This window comes from Xenorhabdus yunnanensis, assembly GCF_028598805.1.
Lineage (GTDB): Bacteria > Pseudomonadota > Gammaproteobacteria > Enterobacterales > Enterobacteriaceae > Xenorhabdus > Xenorhabdus yunnanensis.
In genome coordinates this window covers 60509-80542 of record NZ_JAQRFI010000001.1, presented here as the reverse complement: position 1 = coordinate 80542, position 20034 = coordinate 60509, and the positions used below count along the sequence as shown (strand labels likewise).

Sequence of the window (20034 nt, the reverse complement as noted above, 5' to 3'; positions counted from 1 at the left end):
CCCTTCGGGAAAATCGGAAAATTAAATAGCCTTCATTGTACCTTTCGGCAAAATGGCAGCGACGAAATCACGCTTGATAGTTATTTCTGTAGTGTCATTCAAAGCAACAACAACGTAGCCTGTATCTGACACTTTAGAGACACGACCAACCAAACCACCAGAAGTCAGCACTTCATCTCCTTTGGAGATGGAATCCATTAGTTTTTTATGTTCTTTGGTGCGTTTTTGTTGTGGACGCAGGATCATGAAATAGAAAATCAAACCGAAAACAACCAGCATGATAATCAGAGAATATGGGCTTCCTTGCGCTGGCGCGCCAGCAGTTGCCGCAGCTTCAGAAATAAAAAAACTCATCAAATTTCCCTCATTGTTATCGAATACATTGTTATCGAATACATTACTATCGAAAATATTGTTGTCGAAAATATTATTGTCGAAAATGCTACTGTCGAAAACATTGCTATTGAAAATCGACAGCGGCTCGATCAAAAACCAGCCCAATATGCTACACATATTGAGACTGATTAGTCACGATAAATTATATATTTAACGGCGGAACGGGTTTACCGATCTGCTGATAAAACTCCTCAACAAACTGTTCCAGTTTGCCTTCTTCAATGGCTTTGCGAATTCCGGCCATTAAACGCTGATAATACCTTAAATTATGTATTGTATTCAGCCTTGCACCAAGGATTTCGTTACAACGATCTAAGTGATGAAGATATGCACGGCTATAATTGCGACAAGTATAGCAATCACAATGCTCATCTAATGAAGAAGTATCTTCTTTATGTTTGGCATTGCGGATTTTGATAACCCCTTCAGTCACAAACAAATGACCATTGCGGGCATTACGTGTTGGCATCACACAGTCAAACATATCGATACCACGACGAACACCTTCAACCAAATCTTCTGGCTTGCCGACCCCCATTAAATAACGAGGCTTATCCTGTGGGATCTGCGGACAAACATGTTCCAGAATACGGTGCATATCTTCTTTAGGTTCACCGACAGCCAAACCACCTACAGCGTAGCCATCAAAGCCGATTTCCACCAGCCCTTTTATAGAAACATCACGCAAGTCTTCATAAACACTGCCCTGAATAATGCCAAACAAGGCATTTTTATTATCCAACTCATCAAAACGTTGGCGGCTACGGGCAGCCCAGCGCAATGACATTTCCATGGAACGTTTCGCATAATCCCAATCAGCAGGATATGGCGTACATTCATCAAAAATCATGACAATATCGGAGCCCAAATCATATTGGATTTCCATTGATTTTTCTGGGCTGAGGAATACTGGCGTTCCATTGATTGGGTTACGGAAGTGAACGCCTTCTTCCTTAATTTTACGCATAGCACCGAGGCTAAAAACCTGAAAACCACCAGAGTCAGTCAGAATCGGGCCTTGCCACTGCATAAAATCATGCAGGTCACCATGTAATTTCATGATGTCCTGTCCCGGGCGCAACCAAAGATGGAAAGTATTTCCCAATAGAATCTGCGCTCCCGTTTCTTTCACTTCTTCGGGAGTCATGCCTTTTACCGTGCCGTAAGTACCCACAGGCATAAATGCCGGGGTTTCCACAACGCCACGATCAAAAATCAATCGACCACGACGGGCATTTCCATCCGTCTTTTGTAACTCAAATTTCACTTAACCTCCAGACAACAGAAAAACAGTCTGATGTTTGTTTATACACCATTCAAACCAGCGGAGCTGAAATGAAGAACGATTTTGATTTTAGAATCTTTTATTCCAAATTATTTATTTCGATACCGCTGCTTCCGATGCTGCTAATTCTTTTGAAGCCACCAATTCTTTTGAGGCCACAGTATTGCGATTGATAAACATCGCATCACCATAACTGAAAAAGCGATATTTTTCTGCTACCGCTTCTTTATAGGCATTCATGGTGTTTTTATAACCAGCAAACGCCGAAACCAGCATGATAAGTGTGGATTCTGGCAGATGGAAATTAGTAATCAGTGCATCTACAATCTGATATTCAAATCCAGGGTAGATAAAGATTTGGGTATCATCAAAAAATGGCGCGATAATCCCATCCTGACAAGCTCTCGCGGCACTTTCCAATGAACGGACGGATGTTGTTCCTACAGCAATAACTCTATTACCACGCGCTTTACATGCCAGTACCGCATCCACGACATTTTGTGGCACTTCAGCATATTCGGCATGCATCACATGATCTTCGATGGTTTCTACCCGCACAGGCTGAAAAGTACCCGCACCAACGTGCAAAGTGACAAAGGCCATTTCAATACCTTTTTCACGCAGGGCAGCCAGAAGAGGCTCATCAAAATGCAATCCGGCAGTCGGTGCAGCCACCGCGCCCGGGCGTTCACTATAGACTGTCTGGTACAACTCACGATCCGCATCTTCATCAGGACGAGCAATATAAGGAGGCAGAGGCATGTGACCAATCTGATCTAAAATGGTCAACACATCACGCTCATCATCAAAACGGATTTCAAACAAAGTATCGTGACGCGCCAGCATCGTTGCCTTAACGCTCAGGGTCTTACCGAGAGCATTTTCACCGAGCATATTTTCACCGAGGACGTCCTCACCGAGAACATCCTCACCGAGAATAAGTTCAGCGCCTTCTTTCGGTGCCTTGGAAGCCCGAACGTGAGCAAGTACTCGCTTATTATCCAGCATCCTTTCAACTAAAACTTCCAATTTCCCTCCCGTCGCTTTGCGGCCAAACAAGCGTGCAGGAATGACGCGGGTATTATTGAAAACCAACAGATCACCGGCTTCCAGCTTATCCAGCACATCAGTAAAAATACCGTGCGTCAGCTTTCCTGTTTCACCATCAAGGGAAAGCAGGCGACAAGCACTTCGCTGCGGCTGGGGATAGTGAGCAATTAGCTCTTCTGGCAGTTCAAATGTAAAATCAGCGACACGCATTTTATCTGTATCATTCAAAAAAACAGGCGGACTAGTCTAGTGCTGCAAACGCAAGGGTGCAACAAAGAAGCACCTAGTTTAACTATTTACGGTATACTCCCACTATGAATTTTCTCGCACACCTGCATTTAGCTGCATTATCAGAAAGTTCTTTATTGGGGAATTTGATGGCGGATTTCGTCCGAGGCTCTCCAGAAGGCGCATTCAGTCCTGACGTTGTAGCGGGTATCCGTATGCACCGTCGGGTAGATAGTCTGACGGACAAGCATCCGCTTGTCACGGAAGCACGCAAATTATTCCGCTACGAATATCGACGCGTTGCACCAATTACTCTTGATATCATCTGGGATCACTTTCTTTCCCGACATTGGGACGAATTTGAAAAAAATTACTCTCTACCTGAGTTTGTCAATTTTGCCCGCAGCAATATAGAACCTCATCTCGCTTCTACACCTGAAAAATTTCAAGAATTGAGTAATTATCTCTGGTCACAGAACTTGCTCATCCGTTATGCCGATATGTCATGCATCGCCAATGTCTTGCAGAGCATGGCACGCAGGCGCCCGAAATTATCCGCACTGGCGGGATCATATCAGGATATAGAAAATCATTATCTTGATTTTGAGGCACTATTTTGTCGATTCTATCCAGAAATGATGACACTGGCGTCAAATAAGCGTTTACTTGAGTAGGCGGTTTTTCCAGACCTCATATCTTGTATTTTTCACAACTTGCACTTTTCATAAATAGCTTTATCTTATATAGGCCAAAAGGAATTAAAAACAAATTATTGATAGGTAAAAGCTATTACATTGATTGGTATTTTATCCTTTATTGCTATACCCTAATTCTTTATGCTGTAACCCGTTTTTACATAACACCTTTTAAAATCACAGGAGTCAATTATGGTTTTAGTAACCCGCCAAGCCCCTGACTTTACAGCTGCTGCAGTTCTCGGTAACGGTGAAATCGTTAATAACTTCAATCTGAAAAAACACCTGAATGGCCGCCCTGCTGTTATTTTCTTCTGGCCAATGGATTTCACTTTTGTCTGCCCTTCTGAGCTGATCGCTTTCGATCATCGCTATGAAGAATTCCAGAAACGTGGCGTTGAAGTTATCGGTGTATCCTTCGACTCTGAGTTCGTTCACAACGCATGGCGTAAAACCCCAATCGACAACGGCGGTATTGGCGAAGTCAAATACCCAATGGTCGCTGACATCAAACGTGACATCATGAAAGCTTACGGCATTGAGCACCCAGAAGCTGGCGTTGCTCTGCGTGGTTCTTTCCTGGTTGACAAAAATGGTGTTGTTCGTCATCAAGTGGTTAACGATCTGCCGCTGGGCCGTAACATTGATGAAATGCTGCGTATGGTTGACGCTCTGCAATACCACGAAGAACACGGTGAAGTTTGTCCTGCACAATGGGAGAAAGGTCAAGAAGGTATGGGCGCTTCACCTGAAGGCGTAGCAAAATACCTGACCAAAAACGCTGACAAACTGTAATATCCGTCAAGCTTAAATAGTGCATAACATTTGAACTACCACAAACCAGCCGCTCAGTCGGCTGGTTTTTTATCCTTAATTCAACCTCTCCCTCTATTCTGCTCATCTAGCTGAAATTTCTTATTTTATTGACTTCCTCATAGAAAATCATCTTCCAAAAATCCTGAACTTTAGCTAAGGTAAATTACACATTTACAACATAAAAACCACAACCATTCAAACCTATTAACAGTAATCTTACCCTCAGGAGAACAATACATGTTCAAAACATGGAAAATTCCACTTATAGCTGTATCCCTGCTCATTTCCACCCCACTTTATTCTGCTACTGAACCTGCTGTTGAGGCCAAACAAGGTATGGTTGTCAGCTCACAACACCTTGCTTCACAAGCAGGCATCGATATTCTCAAAATGGGCGGAAACGCCATTGATGCCGCTGTTGCCGTTGGATATGCCCAAGCAGTGGTTAATCCCTGCTACGGCAATATTGGCGGTGGCGGCTTTATGACCATTCATCTTGCCAATGGCAAAGATACTTTCATTAATTTCCGTGAAACAGCCCCTGCCGCAGCCAGCGCTGACATGTATCTGGATAAAGACGGAAATATTATCAAAGGTGCCAGCCTGTATGGTTATAAAGCGATTGGTGTACCGGGCACAGTTATGGGACTCGAAGAGGCGCTGAAAAAGTACGGCACATTGACACGCGGACAAGTCATGGCACCGGCCATCAAACTGGCGCGCGAAGGCTACATTCTTACTCGTGGCGACACCGATGTTCTGGACACCACAGTTAAGCGTTTCGCTCAAGATCCGGAAGCTGCCCGTATTTTCCTGCGCAAAGATGGAACTCCATTCGAACCCGGTGACAAACTCATCCAAACAGATTTGGCCAACACGCTGGAAATGATTGCCAAACAAGGGCCTGATGCTTTTTATCACGGTAAAATCCCCCAATTAGTTGAAGAAGCATCAAAAAAATCAGGAGGAGTTATTACCGCCGCAGATTTTGCCAATTACCACATCACAGAAACAGTTCCCGTCACCTGTAGTTACCGTGGCTATAAATTCATCTCTTCTCCACCTCCCAGCTCCGGTGGTGTTACGCTATGCGAGATATTGAACATAGTTGAAGGTTATGATCTTAAATCCATGGGATTCAACTCTGCTGTCTATATTCATACATTGACCGAGTCCATGCGCCACGCCTATATGGATAGAAATATCTATCTGGGCGATCCAGCATTTATCAACAATCCTCTTGATCGACTGTTGAGTAAAAGCTATGCAGAATCGATCAGAAAAGAAATCCAGCCCAACAAAGCCACTCCATCAGTGAATATTCAGCCGGGCATCGGCCCTCATGAAAAACCAGAAACCACACATTATTCCGTAGTGGATAAAGAAGGAAACGCGGTATCAACAACCTATACCATTAATGGGCGCTTTGGTGCTGTCGTGATTGCACCAGGGACAGGCTTTTTCCTAAACGATGAAATGGACGACTTTACAACGAAAGTTGGCGAGAAAAACCTGTATGGGTTAGTACAAGGTGCAACCAATTCAATCGCCCCTGGTAAGCGTCCACTATCATCCATGAGTCCAACACTCGTGACCAAAGATAATAAAATCTTTCTGGTCTTAGGTTCACCGGGAGGCTCACGCATTATCTCCATCACGCTACAAAGTGCCCTGAATATCATCGATTTCAACATGCCACCACAAGAAGCCGTCAATAGTCCACGAATCCACCATCAATGGCTACCTGATGAAGTTTATTATGAGCAACGTGGTCTGTCGAAAGACACCCTGAATTTACTGGAAAAAATGGGTTACAAGATGGTGGAGCAGACACCATGGGGAGCGACAGAATTAATCATGATCGGATTACCGGGCGCAGCCGGTGTGACTCCAGATTCATCAGGCAATGATTCAGCCGTATCCGGCATTGTCCGTGAAGGTTATATCTACGGTTCCAATGACGTACGGCGACCTGCCGGTGCCGCCATTGGTTATTAATTCAGCATAAATAAACAAAGGTGAGTTGTTTTCAGCAACTCACCGTTATCATCTATATAACCACTTATGTCATGAACAGAACCTTGTATCATGAGCGGGCTTATGAAGTTAGCAGATAACCGCTTGTAATGAGCAAACCTTACTTCTTACTTTTCGTCATGCTGCATTTCATACTTTGGGAGTTTCACTCCTCCTATAATGCGGTCATAAATAGCACACACAGCAATAGTCAGCACAGTAGGCAGTAACCAAGCCAGACCTTGCTCTGCCAGCGGCAGATGCTTCGCCCACTCAGGCAATAAATGAGACAGATACTCAGAAGATTTTACTGCATCCAAAAGCCCGAACAGCAAGCTGATAGACATTGCAGGAGCCAGAATGCGTGTGGAGTTATGCCACCAGCGAATTGTAAAACTCAGCAATATCAGCACGATACATGGTGGATAAATTGCCGTCAGTACTGGAATTGAGAACTTAATCAAATGGCTTAAACCCAGATTAGAAACCAGCATCGAGAACGTACCCAAAATCAGCACTAGAGTACGATAGGACAACGGCAAATAACGGCTGAAAAATTCAGAGCAAGCGCAAGTCAAACCAACAGCGGTAACCATACAGGCAATGAAAATCAGCACTGCGAGGAAGAAACTACCGTAGTTACCAAAAACATTTTGGACATAGGCATGCAAAATTACCGCACCATTTTCTGCTGTAGGTACTAATGTACCGCTGCTTTCCCCTAGTTTGAATAAGGAGAGATACACCAGCGCCAAACCAAGACCTGCAATCAGACCAGCCCACATGGCATAACGAGTCAATAGGGAAGAAGCCTCAACTCCTCTGGAACGTGCTGCATTGACAATCACAATACCGAATACCATTGCGCCCAGCGTATCCATTGTCAAATAGCCATTGACAAAACCATTTGAGAACGGAATTTCCTGATAGGTTTCAGTGGCAGGAATAGGCCCCCCAGCAGGCCACAGTACAGCCGCAATACCCAAAATTGCCAATGCCAGAATTTTGATTGGAGCCAATATATGACCGACGCTATCCAGCAGCTTGCCCGGATACAATGAAATCAGCATCACTAGCGCAAAATAGATCACACTATAGATGAATAGAGGAAGCTCACCCGTTCCGATAAGAGGTGCAATACCCACTTCAAAAGAAACCGTTGCGGTTCTTGGGGTAGCAAACAGAGGGCCAACAGCCATATAGCAGACAGTTGCCAGAATCAAACCTGCAACTTTTCCAATGGGTGAACTGAGAGCCTCAATTCCTCCACCCACTTTTGCCAAAGCGATTACAGTAATGACTGGCAAGCCAACAGCAGTTAGCAAAAAGCCTACTGCAGAGATCCAAACATTCTCTCCTGCCTGCAAACCAACCATAGGAGGAAAAATAATATTTCCCGCGCCAACAAACAAGGCAAAGGTCATAAAACCTAATGCCCAAATATCCTTAGATGATAAACGGTGTGTCATAATGATTGTTAATGTATTTTTGCCAAAAGAAATGCATGTGCGATAGTCATATCGCAAACACTTGAATTTTCACTGGCGAGACTGAATTCTGATTTAACAGTCAGTGGTAAACATAATATTCACTGATAGACGCAAGATACAGAATGATAGTGGTGATACAGCTAGAATCGCCAACAACAGCTCACAAGTAAAACTTTTATAGCGTCAAAAGGCAAGGGGCAAACCAAAAACCAGAACAATATTCCAAACTAATTTTTAAAATTAGTGATTATTGTTATCTATCATTGAATACACACTATATGATTTGCATACTTCTTACTCATATTGATTAATAAATCATTTTTTGTCCGTATTGTTATCATTTAGTTATATTAATCTTGTGATTTTCTTATGAAACTTTTTTAGCAGAAACAATAAGCCAAGACGCCAATAGAAAACTAAAAACAGATCCTTTCCCTAAGGCACTCGAAATATCAAGATGAGTATTGTAGTGATGCAGTGCATGTTTCACTATCGCCAAACCTAACCCACTACCCCCAGTTTGACGCGAACGGGAACGATCTACACGATAAAAACGTTCTGTCAGGCGCGGTAAGTGTTCAGCGCTAATTCCATCGCCATTATCTTTCACTTTGAACAGGGCACCCTGAGAAACATTGTGCCAACTAACCTCAATTCTTGTTCCCGGAGAAGTATGTTTAATGGCGTTGTAGACAAGGTTGGACATTGCACTGCGCAACTGTTCTTCATTACCGAAAACTTTCAGCTTTTCATCAATGCTAAACACAATATCGTACTGCTCATTACCCAAGGCCAAAGCCTCCTGCTGCAATATTTTCAATATATCAGGGACATCAACAACTTCATTCATATCCACTTGTGGCCCTACTTCAATTTTGGAAAGATGCAACAGTTGCTGAACCAGGCTATCCATTCTCCGTATTTGTTCCTGCATCGTACCAACGGCTTTTTGATTTAACTTATTGCCAATCGTTTGATCTTCCATTATCTCCAAATAACCTTGCAGTACAGTAAGCGGTGTTTTCAGTTCATGACTCACATTGGCAAAAAAATCCCGTCTGGCATTTTCCAACTGTCGTTTTTGGGTAATATCGCGTGCGACCATCAATAATTGCGTCTCGGAATAAGGCATAATGCGGAATTCCATCATATTTCCATTATTCAATTCGATGGATAGCGGGCGGGAAAAATCATTCGCCGTGATATAACGGCTGAAATCGGGGTAACGAAGTAGATTGAAGATATGCTGACCATTATCCTCAGGCCAGCGAAACCCAAGTAAATGTTGTGCCAGACGATTACACCAAAAAATATTGCCTTCCGTGGTCATCATCACAATAGCATCCGGCAGTGATTCAGCCCCACTGCGAAATCGCTTGATTAATGATGCCAGTTCACGACGCCGTTTGCGATTGCGTTGCTGCATCTGGTAAATACCATAGAAGATAGGTTCCCAGCCGCCATGACCGACTGGCGGTAACGTACTGCGATCCAGCCATAACCAATCGGATAACTTCAGCAAATTATAGCCATGCCACACCAGCGCTAAAAATAGCGCGATAACCAACAACCATGCCAAATGACCAATAAAAAGAGACAAAATGACAGCAGGTAAGCAAAAAAGCACAAGACCCAATACTAACTTTTTCCAAGATAAACGCTCAAGCACGTTACTTTACTCCGGAATAAAAACACTAAGACTGAATTATTATCCAATACCCCAATGCCAACATCATCACTCAACACTAATGGAACTCATCGCTCTCAACAGTGGACATCAATAACGGTCAATAACGGATAGAAAAGCGATATCCTGTACCACGCACAGTCTGTACCATCTTATCGTGATTTCCTACCTCCAACGCCTTACGTAAGCGTCGAATATGTACATCAACCGTGCGGTCTTCCACATAAACATTTGTTCCCCACACATAATTGAGTAACTGTTCGCGGCTATAAACACGCTCAGGGTGAGTCATAAAAAAGTGGAGAAGTTTGAATTCAGTTGGCCCCATTTCCAAATCCTGTCCCTGACTGGAAACACGGTGGGATGACGGATCCAGAATCAATCCATCCATATCGATAATGTCTTCCGCCTCCATAGGGGAAAGACGACGCAAAACAGCCTTGACGCGGGCAATCAATTCCTTGGGTGAAAAAGGTTTCGTTATATAGTCATCAGCACCCACATCTAAACCACGTACCCGATCTTCTTCTTCTGCCCGGGCAGTTACCATAATGACAGGGATCATCTTGGTATTATTATTCCGTTTCATTTGCCTGATAAGTTGTGTTCCCGATCCCCCCGGCAGCATCCAGTCCAATAATACCAAATCTGGGTAAGGCTCAGACAAACGTCTTATTGCCGTATCGTAATCTTCGGCTTCAATGGCCTGATAACCGTTTTGCTCCAGTATAAAACAAACCATTTCACGAATCGGTACTTCATCTTCCACTACCAAAATACGTTTCACCATGGTTAATCCTGCTAATATCATTAAGGTCAGCAACATTTACTTTGAAATATTATGGGTCAATTTTATGACAATTTTATGAAAACTATTATTTCTTAATCATCAAGAAACAAACCGACTCTCAAAAAAATCTTGCACCTTTGTCATATTTCATTATGGATGCGAACCAGCTCGAAAATTCAGTAAAAGAAGCTGAATTACACAGGACATCCCTCACACTACCATTATAATTAGCGCCTGTAACAGGTAAGAAAAACACACAGGCAACGGCGGGAAATCATGCGAATCATTCATACATCGGACTGGCATCTTGGCCAATATTTCTTTACCAAAAGCCGCGCCGCAGAGCATAAACACTTTTTGCAGTGGCTGATTGAAAAAATCGTGCAACATCAGGTTGATGCACTGATTATTGCCGGCGATATTTTTGATACAGGCTCTCCTCCCAGCTATGCACGCGAACTTTATAATCAATTCATTGTGGCACTATGGCCCACTGGCTGCCAGCTTGTCATCCTCGGAGGAAACCACGATTCCGTTGCCACCCTCAACGAATCAAAATCCCTCCTTTCTCACCTGAATACTACTGTGATTGCTAATACTGAATCCGGAGATACAGCGCAACAGATAAAGATTCTGAATAACAGAGATGGCAATGCAGGAGCGATTCTCTGCGCCATTCCCTATCTGCGTCCACGGGATATCATGAATAGTCAGGCGGGGCAATCTGGCGTACAAAAACAACAAGCATTACAAAATGCCATCACCGAACACTACCACAAGCTCTACCAACACGCTTGTGCATTACGGGAACAACTCGGTCAGCCATTACCGATCATTGCCACTGGTCACCTCACTACAGTGGGGGCTTCCACTACGGATTCCGTTCGCGATGTCTATATTGGTACATTAGATGCCTTCCCTGCACAGGCATTTCCACCCGCTGACTATATTGCACTGGGGCATATCCATCGCCCGCAAGTCATCGGTAAATCAGAACATATCCGCTACAGTGGTTCCCCTATTCCACTCAGTTTTGATGAAGCGGGACAAGAAAAAAGTGTCTGCTTAGTAGACTTTCAATCAGATAAGCTCAATAGCATCACACTCTTGCCGATACCCCATTCTCAACCGATGCAGCTTATTCGCGGGAATCTGAAACAAATCGAAGAGCAATTACAGGCTTTCAAGGAATATCAGGGAGAACGGCCTGTTTGGCTGGATATTGAAGTCGCAACTCAAGATTACCTGCCCGATATCCAAAAACGCATCCAGACCTTGAGTGAAGGTCTGCCGGTCGAGATCATCCTGCTACGCCGCAGCAAAAGCGCTCGTCAACTTTCACTATCTGAACAAAATAAAGAAACACTTACCGAACTGAGCGTAAATGAAGTCTTCGAGCGCCGTTTGGCGCTGGCAGAAATAGACGATCTTTCCCAGAAACAACGCCTGACCACCCTGTTTAAACAAACGCTGGATGATATTTCTCAGCAATAACATGAAGAGAACATGCCATGAAAATTCTTAGCTTACGGCTGAAAAATATCAACTCTCTGCAAGGTGAATGGAAAATTGACTTTACGGCAGAACCATTTTCCAGCAATGGATTATTTGCCATTACCGGCTCAACTGGCGCAGGAAAAACCTCCTTGCTGGATGCCATTTGCCTCGCCCTTTACCATGAAACCCCAAGACTTGGCACCATTTCTGCCTCTCAAAATGAATTAATGACCCGCCATGCCGCAGAATGCCTTGCTGAGGTGGAATTTGAAGTCAAGGGCGTCGCTTATCGAGCCTTTTGGAGCCAGCGCCGTGCCCGCAATCAGGCAAATGGTAAACTCCAACCACCAAAAGGAGAATTAGCCCTCAAAAAAGAGGGAAAAATCTTGGCTGATAAGCTCCCAGAAAAAAAAGAAAAAATTGCCGAAATAACCGGACTGGATTTTGGTCGTTTTACCAAATCCATGCTTTTATCACAGGGGGATTTTTCCGCATTTTTAAATGCGCAGGATAAAGATCGGGCAGATCTACTGGAAGAGCTAACTGGTACAGAAATTTACGGCATTCTGTCCCAAGAAATCTACCAACGCCATAAGGAGGCACAATCTGAACTGAATATTCAGCAGGCCAAAGCATCCTCCATTGAATTACTTACACCAGAACAACAACAAACATATCAAAATCAACAACGACAACTTATTGCAGAAGAAGCCCAACTCAGTCAACAAATGAAAGCGTTGCAAACTGCCGAGCAGTGGCTATTTCGACGGAATGAACTACAGCAATCACTGGTAAGCAATACTTCCCTTTTGCAACAAACCGAGCAAGCCATTCAAGAAGCTAAACCTCAATTACAACAACTTGCAGCCAGCGAACCAGCAGAGAAAATCCGCCCATTATGGGATGCGCAAAACCGGACTTTCCACGAGAAACAGAGGCTCACTGAACAACGTATAAAAATAGAGAATGAGCGCCGGCAACAATTGGAAATGCAGCAACCTGCGGAACAACAATTGATACAGTTGGAAAAAATTCGGGAAAAGCACCAACATCATCAAAATCAGCAAGAAAAGCTCATCTCAGAGCAAATTATGCCGCTCGATCATAAAATTGATATTCAATCCAAAGATCTGCTGAAATTTAAAAAAGAGATCGCAGGGCAAGACCGCGATCTCACTGACATATTATCCCAACACCAAATCGTACAAAATCAAACAACCACCTTGAATAACGAGCAAAAGGCGTTGGAATCCTATTACGAGCAGCACCCTTATTACCGCAATTTAGATAGTAAACTGCCTGAATGGAAACAGCTCTTCACTCGCCAGAAAGAGCGACAAGACAAAATAACCCAGCTCACTCAAAGTACCCAACGAATCGCTTCTGAGCTTACCCGCACAACCGAGCATTTAAATACATTGAATGCGGAATTGGCTAAACAACAAGAACTGCACCAAACACTGGACAACAGCGTTGCCTCTGCTGAAAAGCAACTCGCAGCTTTGCAGCACCAGCACCCATTGGAACAGTTACAGAAAAATTTAGAAGATTATCAGAAACAATTGTCATCACAGAACCAACTGGAGATCTTGCTTCCCCAGATCCAACAGTTACAAACTGCGATCACGACTGATCAGGATCAATTGATACAATCTCAAGCATTGATAAAAGCCTTACCGGATCAGATCGCAACCCTCAACCAACAATTAGCAGACAAACAGCAACATTATGATGATCTCACTAACCGAATTCGTTTAGAGCAGCGGATCGTCAGTTTGGAAAAAGAACGAGCACAATTAAAAGAAGGTGAATCCTGTCCACTTTGCGGCTCAACTCACCATCCTTTAATCAGCGAATACCAGAATATTGCGCTACCGCACTCAGAAGAGCGTTTGAAAGACCTGCGCCAACAGATTGATCAACTTCAAGAAAATCGCACAGCTCTACAACAAAAACAACAAATTCAGCAGCAGCGCTGCGAACAATTCCAACAAAATATTGCACAATGCAACACTAAATTGGCCGAATTGATTAAACAGTGGAATCACCATTGCCAGCAGCTACAAGCTATAGAATTACCTATGGATGAAAAACCGGTTAATCACTTTATCAGTCAACGGCAATCTACCTACCATCAGTATCAGGCTCAACAAGAAGCTCTTTTGCAGGCAGAAAAAAACCATCAAGTAGCCGAAAAAGCACTCGTCGCCAATCGGGAACAATACCAAGCATGTGAAAAGACCATCGAGCTGGAAAAGTACAAACTGGATTCAGCCCAGAAACAATTGACAGAAAAGGCGACAGAAACTCAACAAATAGAAGCCGATTATGCAGCTACATCACAACAGTTAACTACAGAGTTACAGCCAACACCTTTCACACTTCCCACCCATCAGGACACAGAAAACTGGCTGCAACAACGTGAGCAAGAATCAAAAAACTACCATGACTCACGTGAAAAATGGCAGCAACTACAAAACGAACAAGCAGCCTTGCAAAGTAAAGTGAGTGAATTGGACAAGCAAAAAAATAAGCTAACTACCCATATTCACACCTTAAATGAGCAACAGCAACAGCAAAAGTTGTTATTGGAGCAAACGTGTCAGAAACGTCAGCGTTTATTTGGTGAACAATCCATAATTACCGTTCGTCAGGCTTTGCAGCAAAAAACCAATGAACTGGAAGTGGCCTACAAACAGGCTGCTCTCCACCTGCAAAAACTGCAAAACAAAATGAGTCAATTAACCGGCGCTGCCAGTGAAATTGAAAAAAACCACACTGCTGCCGAAGCAAACTGCAAACTTACTGCCAGTCAATTCCAAACAGGCTTGGAGAAGCAAGGTTTTCCCGATCAATTATCTTTTGAACGGGCTTTATTGGAACCGGAACAACGGGAAAAATTACAACAATTACAGGAAAAACTTGAACAGCAACAATTGCAAGCCAAAACACGGTATCAGGAATCTCAAATAGCCTTACAGCGGCATACAGAAATGCAGCCACAATTACCCGAACAATATGCGCTTGAACAATACGCGCTTGAACAATACGCACTTGAACAATACGTACTTGAACAATATGAAGACCAGCAATTATCCGCCGTATTGGCCGGCGTTACGGCTAAGTTGAAATACAACAACCAGCAACAAGGTGAAGTCAGAACCCTATTGAACAGCGACTCAACTCGCCGTCAGCAACAGCAGGAGTTACTTGCACAAATCACTCTTTCACAACAAAACTATGATGACTGGAGTTATCTCAATAATCTCATTGGCTCTGCGGATGGTGCTAAATTCCGCCGTTTTGCTCAAGGTCTGACATTGGATCACCTTGTACATCTGGCAAATATCCGGTTGGAAAAATTACATGGACGTTACTACTTACAACGCAAAGATGATGGCAGTCTGGAATTACAAGTCGTTGATACTTGGCAAGCAGATGCCATTAGGGATACCAAAACGCTTTCCGGAGGAGAAAGTTTCCTTGTCAGTCTTGCCCTTGCTCTTGCCTTATCTGATCTAGTAAGTAACAAGACTCAGATAGAGTCCCTATTCCTTGATGAAGGCTTTGGCACACTTGATCCTGAAACCCTGGATATTGCTCTGGATGCATTGGATCACCTTAATGCCTCAGGAAAAACCATCGGAGTAATCAGTCATGTCGAAGCCTTAAAAGAACGGATTCCTGTTCAGATCAAAGTGGAAAAAAAGAATGGATTGGGATTTAGTCAGTTAGCACCTGAATTTAGGGTTTAAACACGGAGATTAACCATCAAATTTGCTGAAATAACAAATAACTTGAGCGAATCAAAGGGAGTCATCATCAATTCACTCATCCTAAATTTGCTGTCGTGATAACAGTGCCGCATCCGCGTAAAGATCTTAAACAAGGAACTCTCAACAAGATTCTAAAAGATGCAAAACTCAAATAATCCAGTTAATAAATAACGAATTGTCCCGACAAAACACACAAATAAAAATGGAATAAAATTATGTTATATCCAGCATTTATCGAAATAGATCAAGATGGTAGCGCCAGTGGTTGGTTCCCTGACGTTGCTGGGTGCATCTTTGCTGGTGACACACTTGAAGAAGCACATGCTGATGCACAATCTGCGATCAATGCACATTTCGAGTTAATGAAAGAGCAAAACCTAAAATTCCCATTTCCAAAAACCATGCAAAAACACCTCACAGAAAATGACAATGAGTACCAAAATGGTCAATGGCTTTTAATCCCTGTAGACATGAGCCAGTTCGAAGACAAAACAGAACGTATTAATATCACACTGCCATTGCGTTTGATTAATCGAATTGATGCCAAAGTTAAACAGCATCCTGAGTATGGCAGCCGCAGTGCATTCTTAGCTCTGGCTGCACGTAAGGCATTGCAATAAATCATGGAGAGCCTGCTAAAGCAGGCTCTTGATCTGATTCTAATGCTTAATGACATAAAGATCTTTCGTTGCTGTCATACCGATAAGACTAGAATAGTAACCTCCAATATAAGGCTTCACTAATTGAGCTGTCACATAATAATAAACGGGAGCGATAGGAGTATCTTTTGTCAGAATATCTATCGCCTGTTGAAAATCTTTTTGATTATTAGTTTCTCTGGCTTTATGAACCCAATTATCGAAATCCTTATTAGAATAGAACGAGACATTATTTGTTTGATATGTTGTAAAAATATTTAAAAAAGACATCGGGCTACTATAGTCGCTAATCCACCCAGCTCTAACGACATCAAACTTTCCCTGATGCTCGTTATCCAACAAAACTTTCCACTCTTTAGTTTGAATATTAGCAATGACTCCGAGATTCTTTTTCCACATTGAAGTTGCAGCAATGGCAATTTTCTTATGCATTTCTGATGAGTTATAAACCAAATTAAACTCAAGGGGATTATTTTTATTAAAGCCAGCCTCATTCAATAATTGTTTGGCTTTTTTAATACGTTGGGCTTGTGTCCATGTTTCATAATCAGGTTGTTTAAATTTAAAGCCACCGATCCCCGGAGGTAGAAAGGTATACGCAGGAATTTGTCCTTGGGCAACAATCTTTTTCGCAATAATATTTCTATCCAAAGCAAAACTCAGTGCTTGTCTAACTCTAATATCATTGAACGGTGGTTTTTTATTGTTAAACGCATAGTAATATGTGCTAAGTATTGGTGAAATATGAATTTGTGAACCTATGTTTTTCTTTAATGATGCAAAAGACCCCAATGGGATCGTAAATGTAATATCTATCTCTCCAGCAAGATAACGGTTTAAATCTGAAACATCTGATGAAAGTGGAAGATAAGTCACTTTATTAATAACAGTATTTTTATTATCCCAATAATAAGGATTTCTAACACCAATAATTTTTTCGTTCACTTTCCATTCTGATAATTTAAACGCGCCACTAGAAACAAAAAATCCAGGTTGAGTCCATTTATCACCATATTTTTCAACTACTTTTTCACTAATCGGAACCGTTATAGGGAAAGTCAGCATCTGTAAAAAATATCCAATGGGTTTTTCCAGTCTGACCTCCAATGTCGAATCATCTAAGGCCTTGACACCGAGCTCCTCCACTTTTTTCTTCCCGGCCAAAATCTCCTTGGCATTCACCACGGAAGCATCAACAAAATAGCTACCGTAAGGAGACATCGTTTTGGGGTTTGTCAGCCGTCGCCAACTAAAAACAACATCATGAGCAGTAATTGACGTTCCATCAGACCATTTGATCCCTTTCCTCAAATGGAAAATCCAGGTTTTATTATCTTTTGTATCCCAACTTGCAGCCAGTTTGGGTAAGATATTGCCCTTTTTATCGGTGCCAACTAATGTATCAAAAAAATCATTAATAATATTAAGTGCTATATTACCCTCAACTTTATTGACATCCAATGAAGCAGGCTCAGCACCATTATTACGAACAATCTCTTGTTTTTTCGCTAATTTCGTACCAGAAGGAATAACTGCAGCATAGGATAGCGTGATACTGGCCAATATAACACTGATAGAATAAGTTAATGTTTTAATTATTTTTGCATTTATTTTATTGAACATGTTGTTTTCCTCTATTATGGCTGTCTGTATTTAATGTGTAAACTCCATTTTATTTTTAATTCAAGTTTAAGGTTACAGTATGCAGCTATATTTATGACTCAATAAATAATTGAGTGCAACAAAAATAAACAACAAAAAATTAATTTTACTCATACAGTTGATGGGAAATTATATTTTTTAATTTTAAATCAATTTGATAATAAAAATACATTCACTAAATTACAAAAAATTAGTTCTACAAACACAGGCGATACTGTATTTATAACCATGATTTTAAAATCATGCTTTTATTATTTATCATCTTACTGTTATCAGAGTCTGTTTATACAGACTCTGATGATTTACTACTTAATGCTCAATAACATAAAGATCTTTTGTAAGATACTCCCCTCTCGTGTTAGCGTGAAATCCACCAACATAAGGCTTAACCATATTATGATTAACATAAAAATAAACAGGTATAGCTGGTAAGTCTTTTGTTAATATATCAGATGCCTGTTGATAATAATCTTTATCATTAACCGCACTGGCTTTTTCTAATAAATTATCAAACTCACTATTTTCATACAGAGATGTATTTTTGACCTGCTTCGAAGAAAATATAGATAAGAATGTCATCGGACTATTATAATCAGCAACCCATGCCCGCCGGATAACATCAAATTTTCCTTGATGCATATTATCCAACATAACTTTCCATTCTTGATTCTGCAAAACAACATTTACACTAAGGTTTTTTTTCCACATTGAAGCAACAGCAATGGCAATTTTTTTATGCCCTTCCTGAGTATTATAAAGAAGATTAAAAGTAAGTGGATTATTTTGATTAAAACCAGCTTCATTTAATAATTTTTTAGCTTTAGCAATACGCTGTTCCTGAGTCCACGAAGCATAATCAGGTTGTTTGAAATTAAATCCCCCTATATCTGGGGTAAGCATAGTATAAGCGGGTAATTGTCCCTGTCCTAAAATTTTATCAACAATAATATCTCGATCTACAGCTAAACTCAGCGCCTGCCTGACCCTGATATCATTAAATGGTGGTTTTTTATTATTAAATTCATAGAAATAGACTGTGGCTTTAGGAGATATATGTACCTGATCAGGTAATGATTTCTTCAATGATGGAAAAGATTCTGCTGCAATAGTATTGGTAATATCGATTTCTCCCGCCAGATAACGATTTAAATCTGCTTTCTCTGAAGAGAGAGGAAGATAGGTCACTTTATTAATTACTGTATTTTTATCATCCCAATAGAGAGAATTTCTGACCCCTACTATCTTTTCATTTACGACCCACTCAGAAAGTTTAAATGGCCCACTGCCTACAAATACTTCCGGCCTGGTCCATTTATCACCATATTCTTTTATTGCCTGTTCACTTATCGGAAACATAACAGGATGGCCCAGCATCTGTAGAAAATCTCCGACGGGTTTATCTAATCTCACTTCTAAGGTCATGTCATCCAGAGCCTTTACTCCAAGCTCTTCCGCTTTTTTCTTACCTATCAGCACCTCATTTGCATTCATTACAGCAGCATTTTCAAGATAGCTTCCATAAGGAGAAACCGTATCGGGAACAATCAAACGCCGCCAACTAAATACCACGTCATGAGCTGTAATAGGGGAACCATCTGACCATTTTGCATCTTTTCTTAAATGAAAGATCCATGTTTTATTATCTTTAGTTTCCCAATGAGCTGCTAATCTTGGTTCAATCTTTCCCTGACTATTAACATAAATAAGGCCATCAAAAAAGTCGCTAATAATATTGAATTCAACATCACTTGAAACTTTATGTGTATCCAATGAAGCAGGCTCTGAGCCATTATTACGCACGATTTCTTGTTTATCTGCTAACTGTGTTCCTTCTGGTACAATCGCCGCATAAGATAGTGATATATTTCCAAAGATTAATGTAATGGCACAGAATAATAATTTTATTTTTTTACTGATTGTTATTTTCTTCATACTTTAACTCTCCAAATTGGTATTTGTGCTTGTATTTTTTTATTTATCCAGATAA

The 20034-nt window shown here is 41.6% G+C and carries 15 protein-coding genes; 7 read left to right on the top strand and 8 right to left on the bottom strand.

The window, feature by feature from the left end; genetic code table 11:
• Positions 1 to 21 precede the first annotated feature (21 nt).
• From yajC to queA, 3 genes are all read right to left on the bottom strand, one after another.
• The gene (gene yajC / locus PSI23_RS00320) at positions 22 to 354 is read right to left on the bottom strand and encodes a preprotein translocase subunit YajC (RefSeq protein WP_273553282.1); all 333 of its coding nucleotides are present in this window, start codon (positions 352 to 354) and stop codon (positions 22 to 24) included.
• A gap of 184 nt (positions 355 to 538) precedes the next feature.
• Positions 539 to 1663 carry a tRNA guanosine(34) transglycosylase Tgt gene (tgt, locus tag PSI23_RS00315; protein WP_273553186.1) on the bottom strand — a complete coding sequence of 375 codons (1125 nt, stop codon included), beginning with the start codon at positions 1661 to 1663 and terminating at the stop codon, positions 539 to 541.
• A gap of 111 nt (positions 1664 to 1774) precedes the next feature.
• Positions 1775 to 2941 carry a tRNA preQ1(34) S-adenosylmethionine ribosyltransferase-isomerase QueA gene (gene queA, locus PSI23_RS00310; RefSeq protein WP_273553281.1) on the bottom strand — a complete coding sequence of 389 codons (1167 nt, stop codon included), beginning with the start codon at positions 2939 to 2941 and terminating at the stop codon, positions 1775 to 1777.
• A gap of 104 nt (positions 2942 to 3045) precedes the next feature.
• Between queA and PSI23_RS00305 the strand changes: the two genes are divergently transcribed.
• From PSI23_RS00305 to ggt, 3 genes are all read left to right on the top strand, one after another.
• Positions 3046 to 3633, top strand: a complete 588-nt coding sequence (locus PSI23_RS00305; RefSeq protein WP_273553185.1) for an acyl carrier protein phosphodiesterase — start codon at positions 3046 to 3048, stop codon at positions 3631 to 3633.
• Positions 3634 to 3846: 213 nt separating this feature from the next.
• A complete protein-coding gene (locus PSI23_RS00300) occupies positions 3847 to 4449 on the top strand; it encodes a peroxiredoxin C (protein ID WP_273553184.1) in 603 nt (200 codons plus the stop codon).
• Positions 4450 to 4707: 258 nt separating this feature from the next.
• Complete coding sequence (ggt, locus tag PSI23_RS00295; RefSeq protein WP_273553183.1) at positions 4708 to 6468, top strand: gamma-glutamyltransferase; 1761 nt, start codon at positions 4708 to 4710, stop codon at positions 6466 to 6468.
• A gap of 146 nt (positions 6469 to 6614) precedes the next feature.
• Here ggt and brnQ read toward each other — a convergent pair whose 3' ends face one another.
• The 3 genes from brnQ to phoB all read right to left on the bottom strand — a co-directional run bounded on the left by brnQ (position 6615) and on the right by phoB (position 10453).
• On the bottom strand, positions 6615 to 7955 hold the full coding sequence (gene brnQ / locus PSI23_RS00290) for a branched-chain amino acid transport system II carrier protein (protein ID WP_273553182.1): 1341 nt from the start codon (positions 7953 to 7955) through the stop codon (positions 6615 to 6617).
• A 388-nt stretch (positions 7956 to 8343) separates the two neighbouring features.
• Positions 8344 to 9645: a phosphate regulon sensor histidine kinase PhoR gene (gene phoR / locus PSI23_RS00285; protein ID WP_273553181.1), complete on the bottom strand. Its 1302-nt coding sequence runs from the start codon at positions 9643 to 9645 to the stop codon at positions 8344 to 8346.
• A gap of 118 nt (positions 9646 to 9763) precedes the next feature.
• Positions 9764 to 10453 (bottom strand): phosphate regulon transcriptional regulator PhoB, encoded by a 690-nt coding sequence (gene phoB, locus PSI23_RS00280; protein ID WP_273553180.1) that lies wholly within the window; start codon positions 10451 to 10453, stop codon positions 9764 to 9766.
• A 276-nt stretch (positions 10454 to 10729) separates the two neighbouring features.
• Here phoB and sbcD point away from each other — a divergent pair, with 276 nt between their 5' ends.
• Genes sbcD through PSI23_RS00260 form a run of 4 tightly spaced genes read left to right on the top strand, consistent with a single transcriptional unit; the run spans position 10730 to position 16346 of the window.
• Complete coding sequence (gene sbcD / locus PSI23_RS00275; protein ID WP_273553179.1) at positions 10730 to 11947, top strand: exonuclease subunit SbcD; 1218 nt, start codon at positions 10730 to 10732, stop codon at positions 11945 to 11947.
• A 17-nt stretch (positions 11948 to 11964) separates the two neighbouring features.
• Positions 11965 to 15705 carry an AAA family ATPase gene (locus PSI23_RS00270; protein WP_273553178.1) on the top strand — a complete coding sequence of 1247 codons (3741 nt, stop codon included), beginning with the start codon at positions 11965 to 11967 and terminating at the stop codon, positions 15703 to 15705.
• Between the two features lie 50 nt (positions 15706 to 15755).
• Positions 15756 to 15881, top strand: coding sequence for a type II toxin-antitoxin system HicA family toxin (locus PSI23_RS00265; protein WP_273553280.1), 126 nt, complete (start codon positions 15756 to 15758; stop codon positions 15879 to 15881).
• Positions 15882 to 15941: 60 nt separating this feature from the next.
• On the top strand, positions 15942 to 16346 hold the full coding sequence (locus PSI23_RS00260) for a type II toxin-antitoxin system HicB family antitoxin (RefSeq protein ID WP_273553177.1): 405 nt from the start codon (positions 15942 to 15944) through the stop codon (positions 16344 to 16346).
• A 39-nt stretch (positions 16347 to 16385) separates the two neighbouring features.
• On the opposite strand, the gene PSI23_RS00255 is transcribed toward PSI23_RS00260, so the two are convergent.
• Together PSI23_RS00255 and PSI23_RS00250 are read right to left on the bottom strand one after the other, a co-directional pair.
• On the bottom strand, positions 16386 to 18008 hold the full coding sequence (locus PSI23_RS00255; protein WP_273553176.1) for an ABC transporter substrate-binding protein: 1623 nt from the start codon (positions 18006 to 18008) through the stop codon (positions 16386 to 16388).
• Between the two features lie 348 nt (positions 18009 to 18356).
• Positions 18357 to 19979 (bottom strand): ABC transporter substrate-binding protein, encoded by a 1623-nt coding sequence (locus PSI23_RS00250; protein WP_273553175.1) that lies wholly within the window; start codon positions 19977 to 19979, stop codon positions 18357 to 18359.
• Between the last annotated feature and the right edge of the window lie 55 nt (positions 19980 to 20034).

Excerpts from the sequence above, each read along its gene's own strand:
- PSI23_RS00260 (WP_273553177.1), top strand. The coding sequence starts at position 15,942 with ATGTTATATCCAGCATTTATCGAAATAGATCAAGATGGTAGCGCCAGT.
- sbcD (WP_273553179.1), top strand. The coding sequence starts at position 10,730 with ATGCGAATCATTCATACATCGGACTGGCATCTTGGCCAATATTTCTTT.
- ggt (WP_273553183.1), top strand. The coding sequence starts at position 4,708 with ATGTTCAAAACATGGAAAATTCCACTTATAGCTGTATCCCTGCTCATT.
- yajC (WP_273553282.1), bottom strand. The coding sequence starts at position 354 with ATGAGTTTTTTTATTTCTGAAGCTGCGGCAACTGCTGGCGCGCCAGCG.
- queA (WP_273553281.1), bottom strand. The coding sequence starts at position 2,941 with ATGCGTGTCGCTGATTTTACATTTGAACTGCCAGAAGAGCTAATTGCT.
- PSI23_RS00255 (WP_273553176.1), bottom strand. The coding sequence starts at position 18,008 with ATGTTCAATAAAATAAATGCAAAAATAATTAAAACATTAACTTATTCT.
- PSI23_RS00250 (WP_273553175.1), bottom strand. The coding sequence starts at position 19,979 with ATGAAGAAAATAACAATCAGTAAAAAAATAAAATTATTATTCTGTGCC.
- PSI23_RS00300 (WP_273553184.1), top strand. The coding sequence starts at position 3,847 with ATGGTTTTAGTAACCCGCCAAGCCCCTGACTTTACAGCTGCTGCAGTT.
- brnQ (WP_273553182.1), bottom strand. The coding sequence starts at position 7,955 with ATGACACACCGTTTATCATCTAAGGATATTTGGGCATTAGGTTTTATG.
- phoB (WP_273553180.1), bottom strand. The coding sequence starts at position 10,453 with ATGGTGAAACGTATTTTGGTAGTGGAAGATGAAGTACCGATTCGTGAA.
- PSI23_RS00305 (WP_273553185.1), top strand. The coding sequence starts at position 3,046 with ATGAATTTTCTCGCACACCTGCATTTAGCTGCATTATCAGAAAGTTCT.
- PSI23_RS00270 (WP_273553178.1), top strand. The coding sequence starts at position 11,965 with ATGAAAATTCTTAGCTTACGGCTGAAAAATATCAACTCTCTGCAAGGT.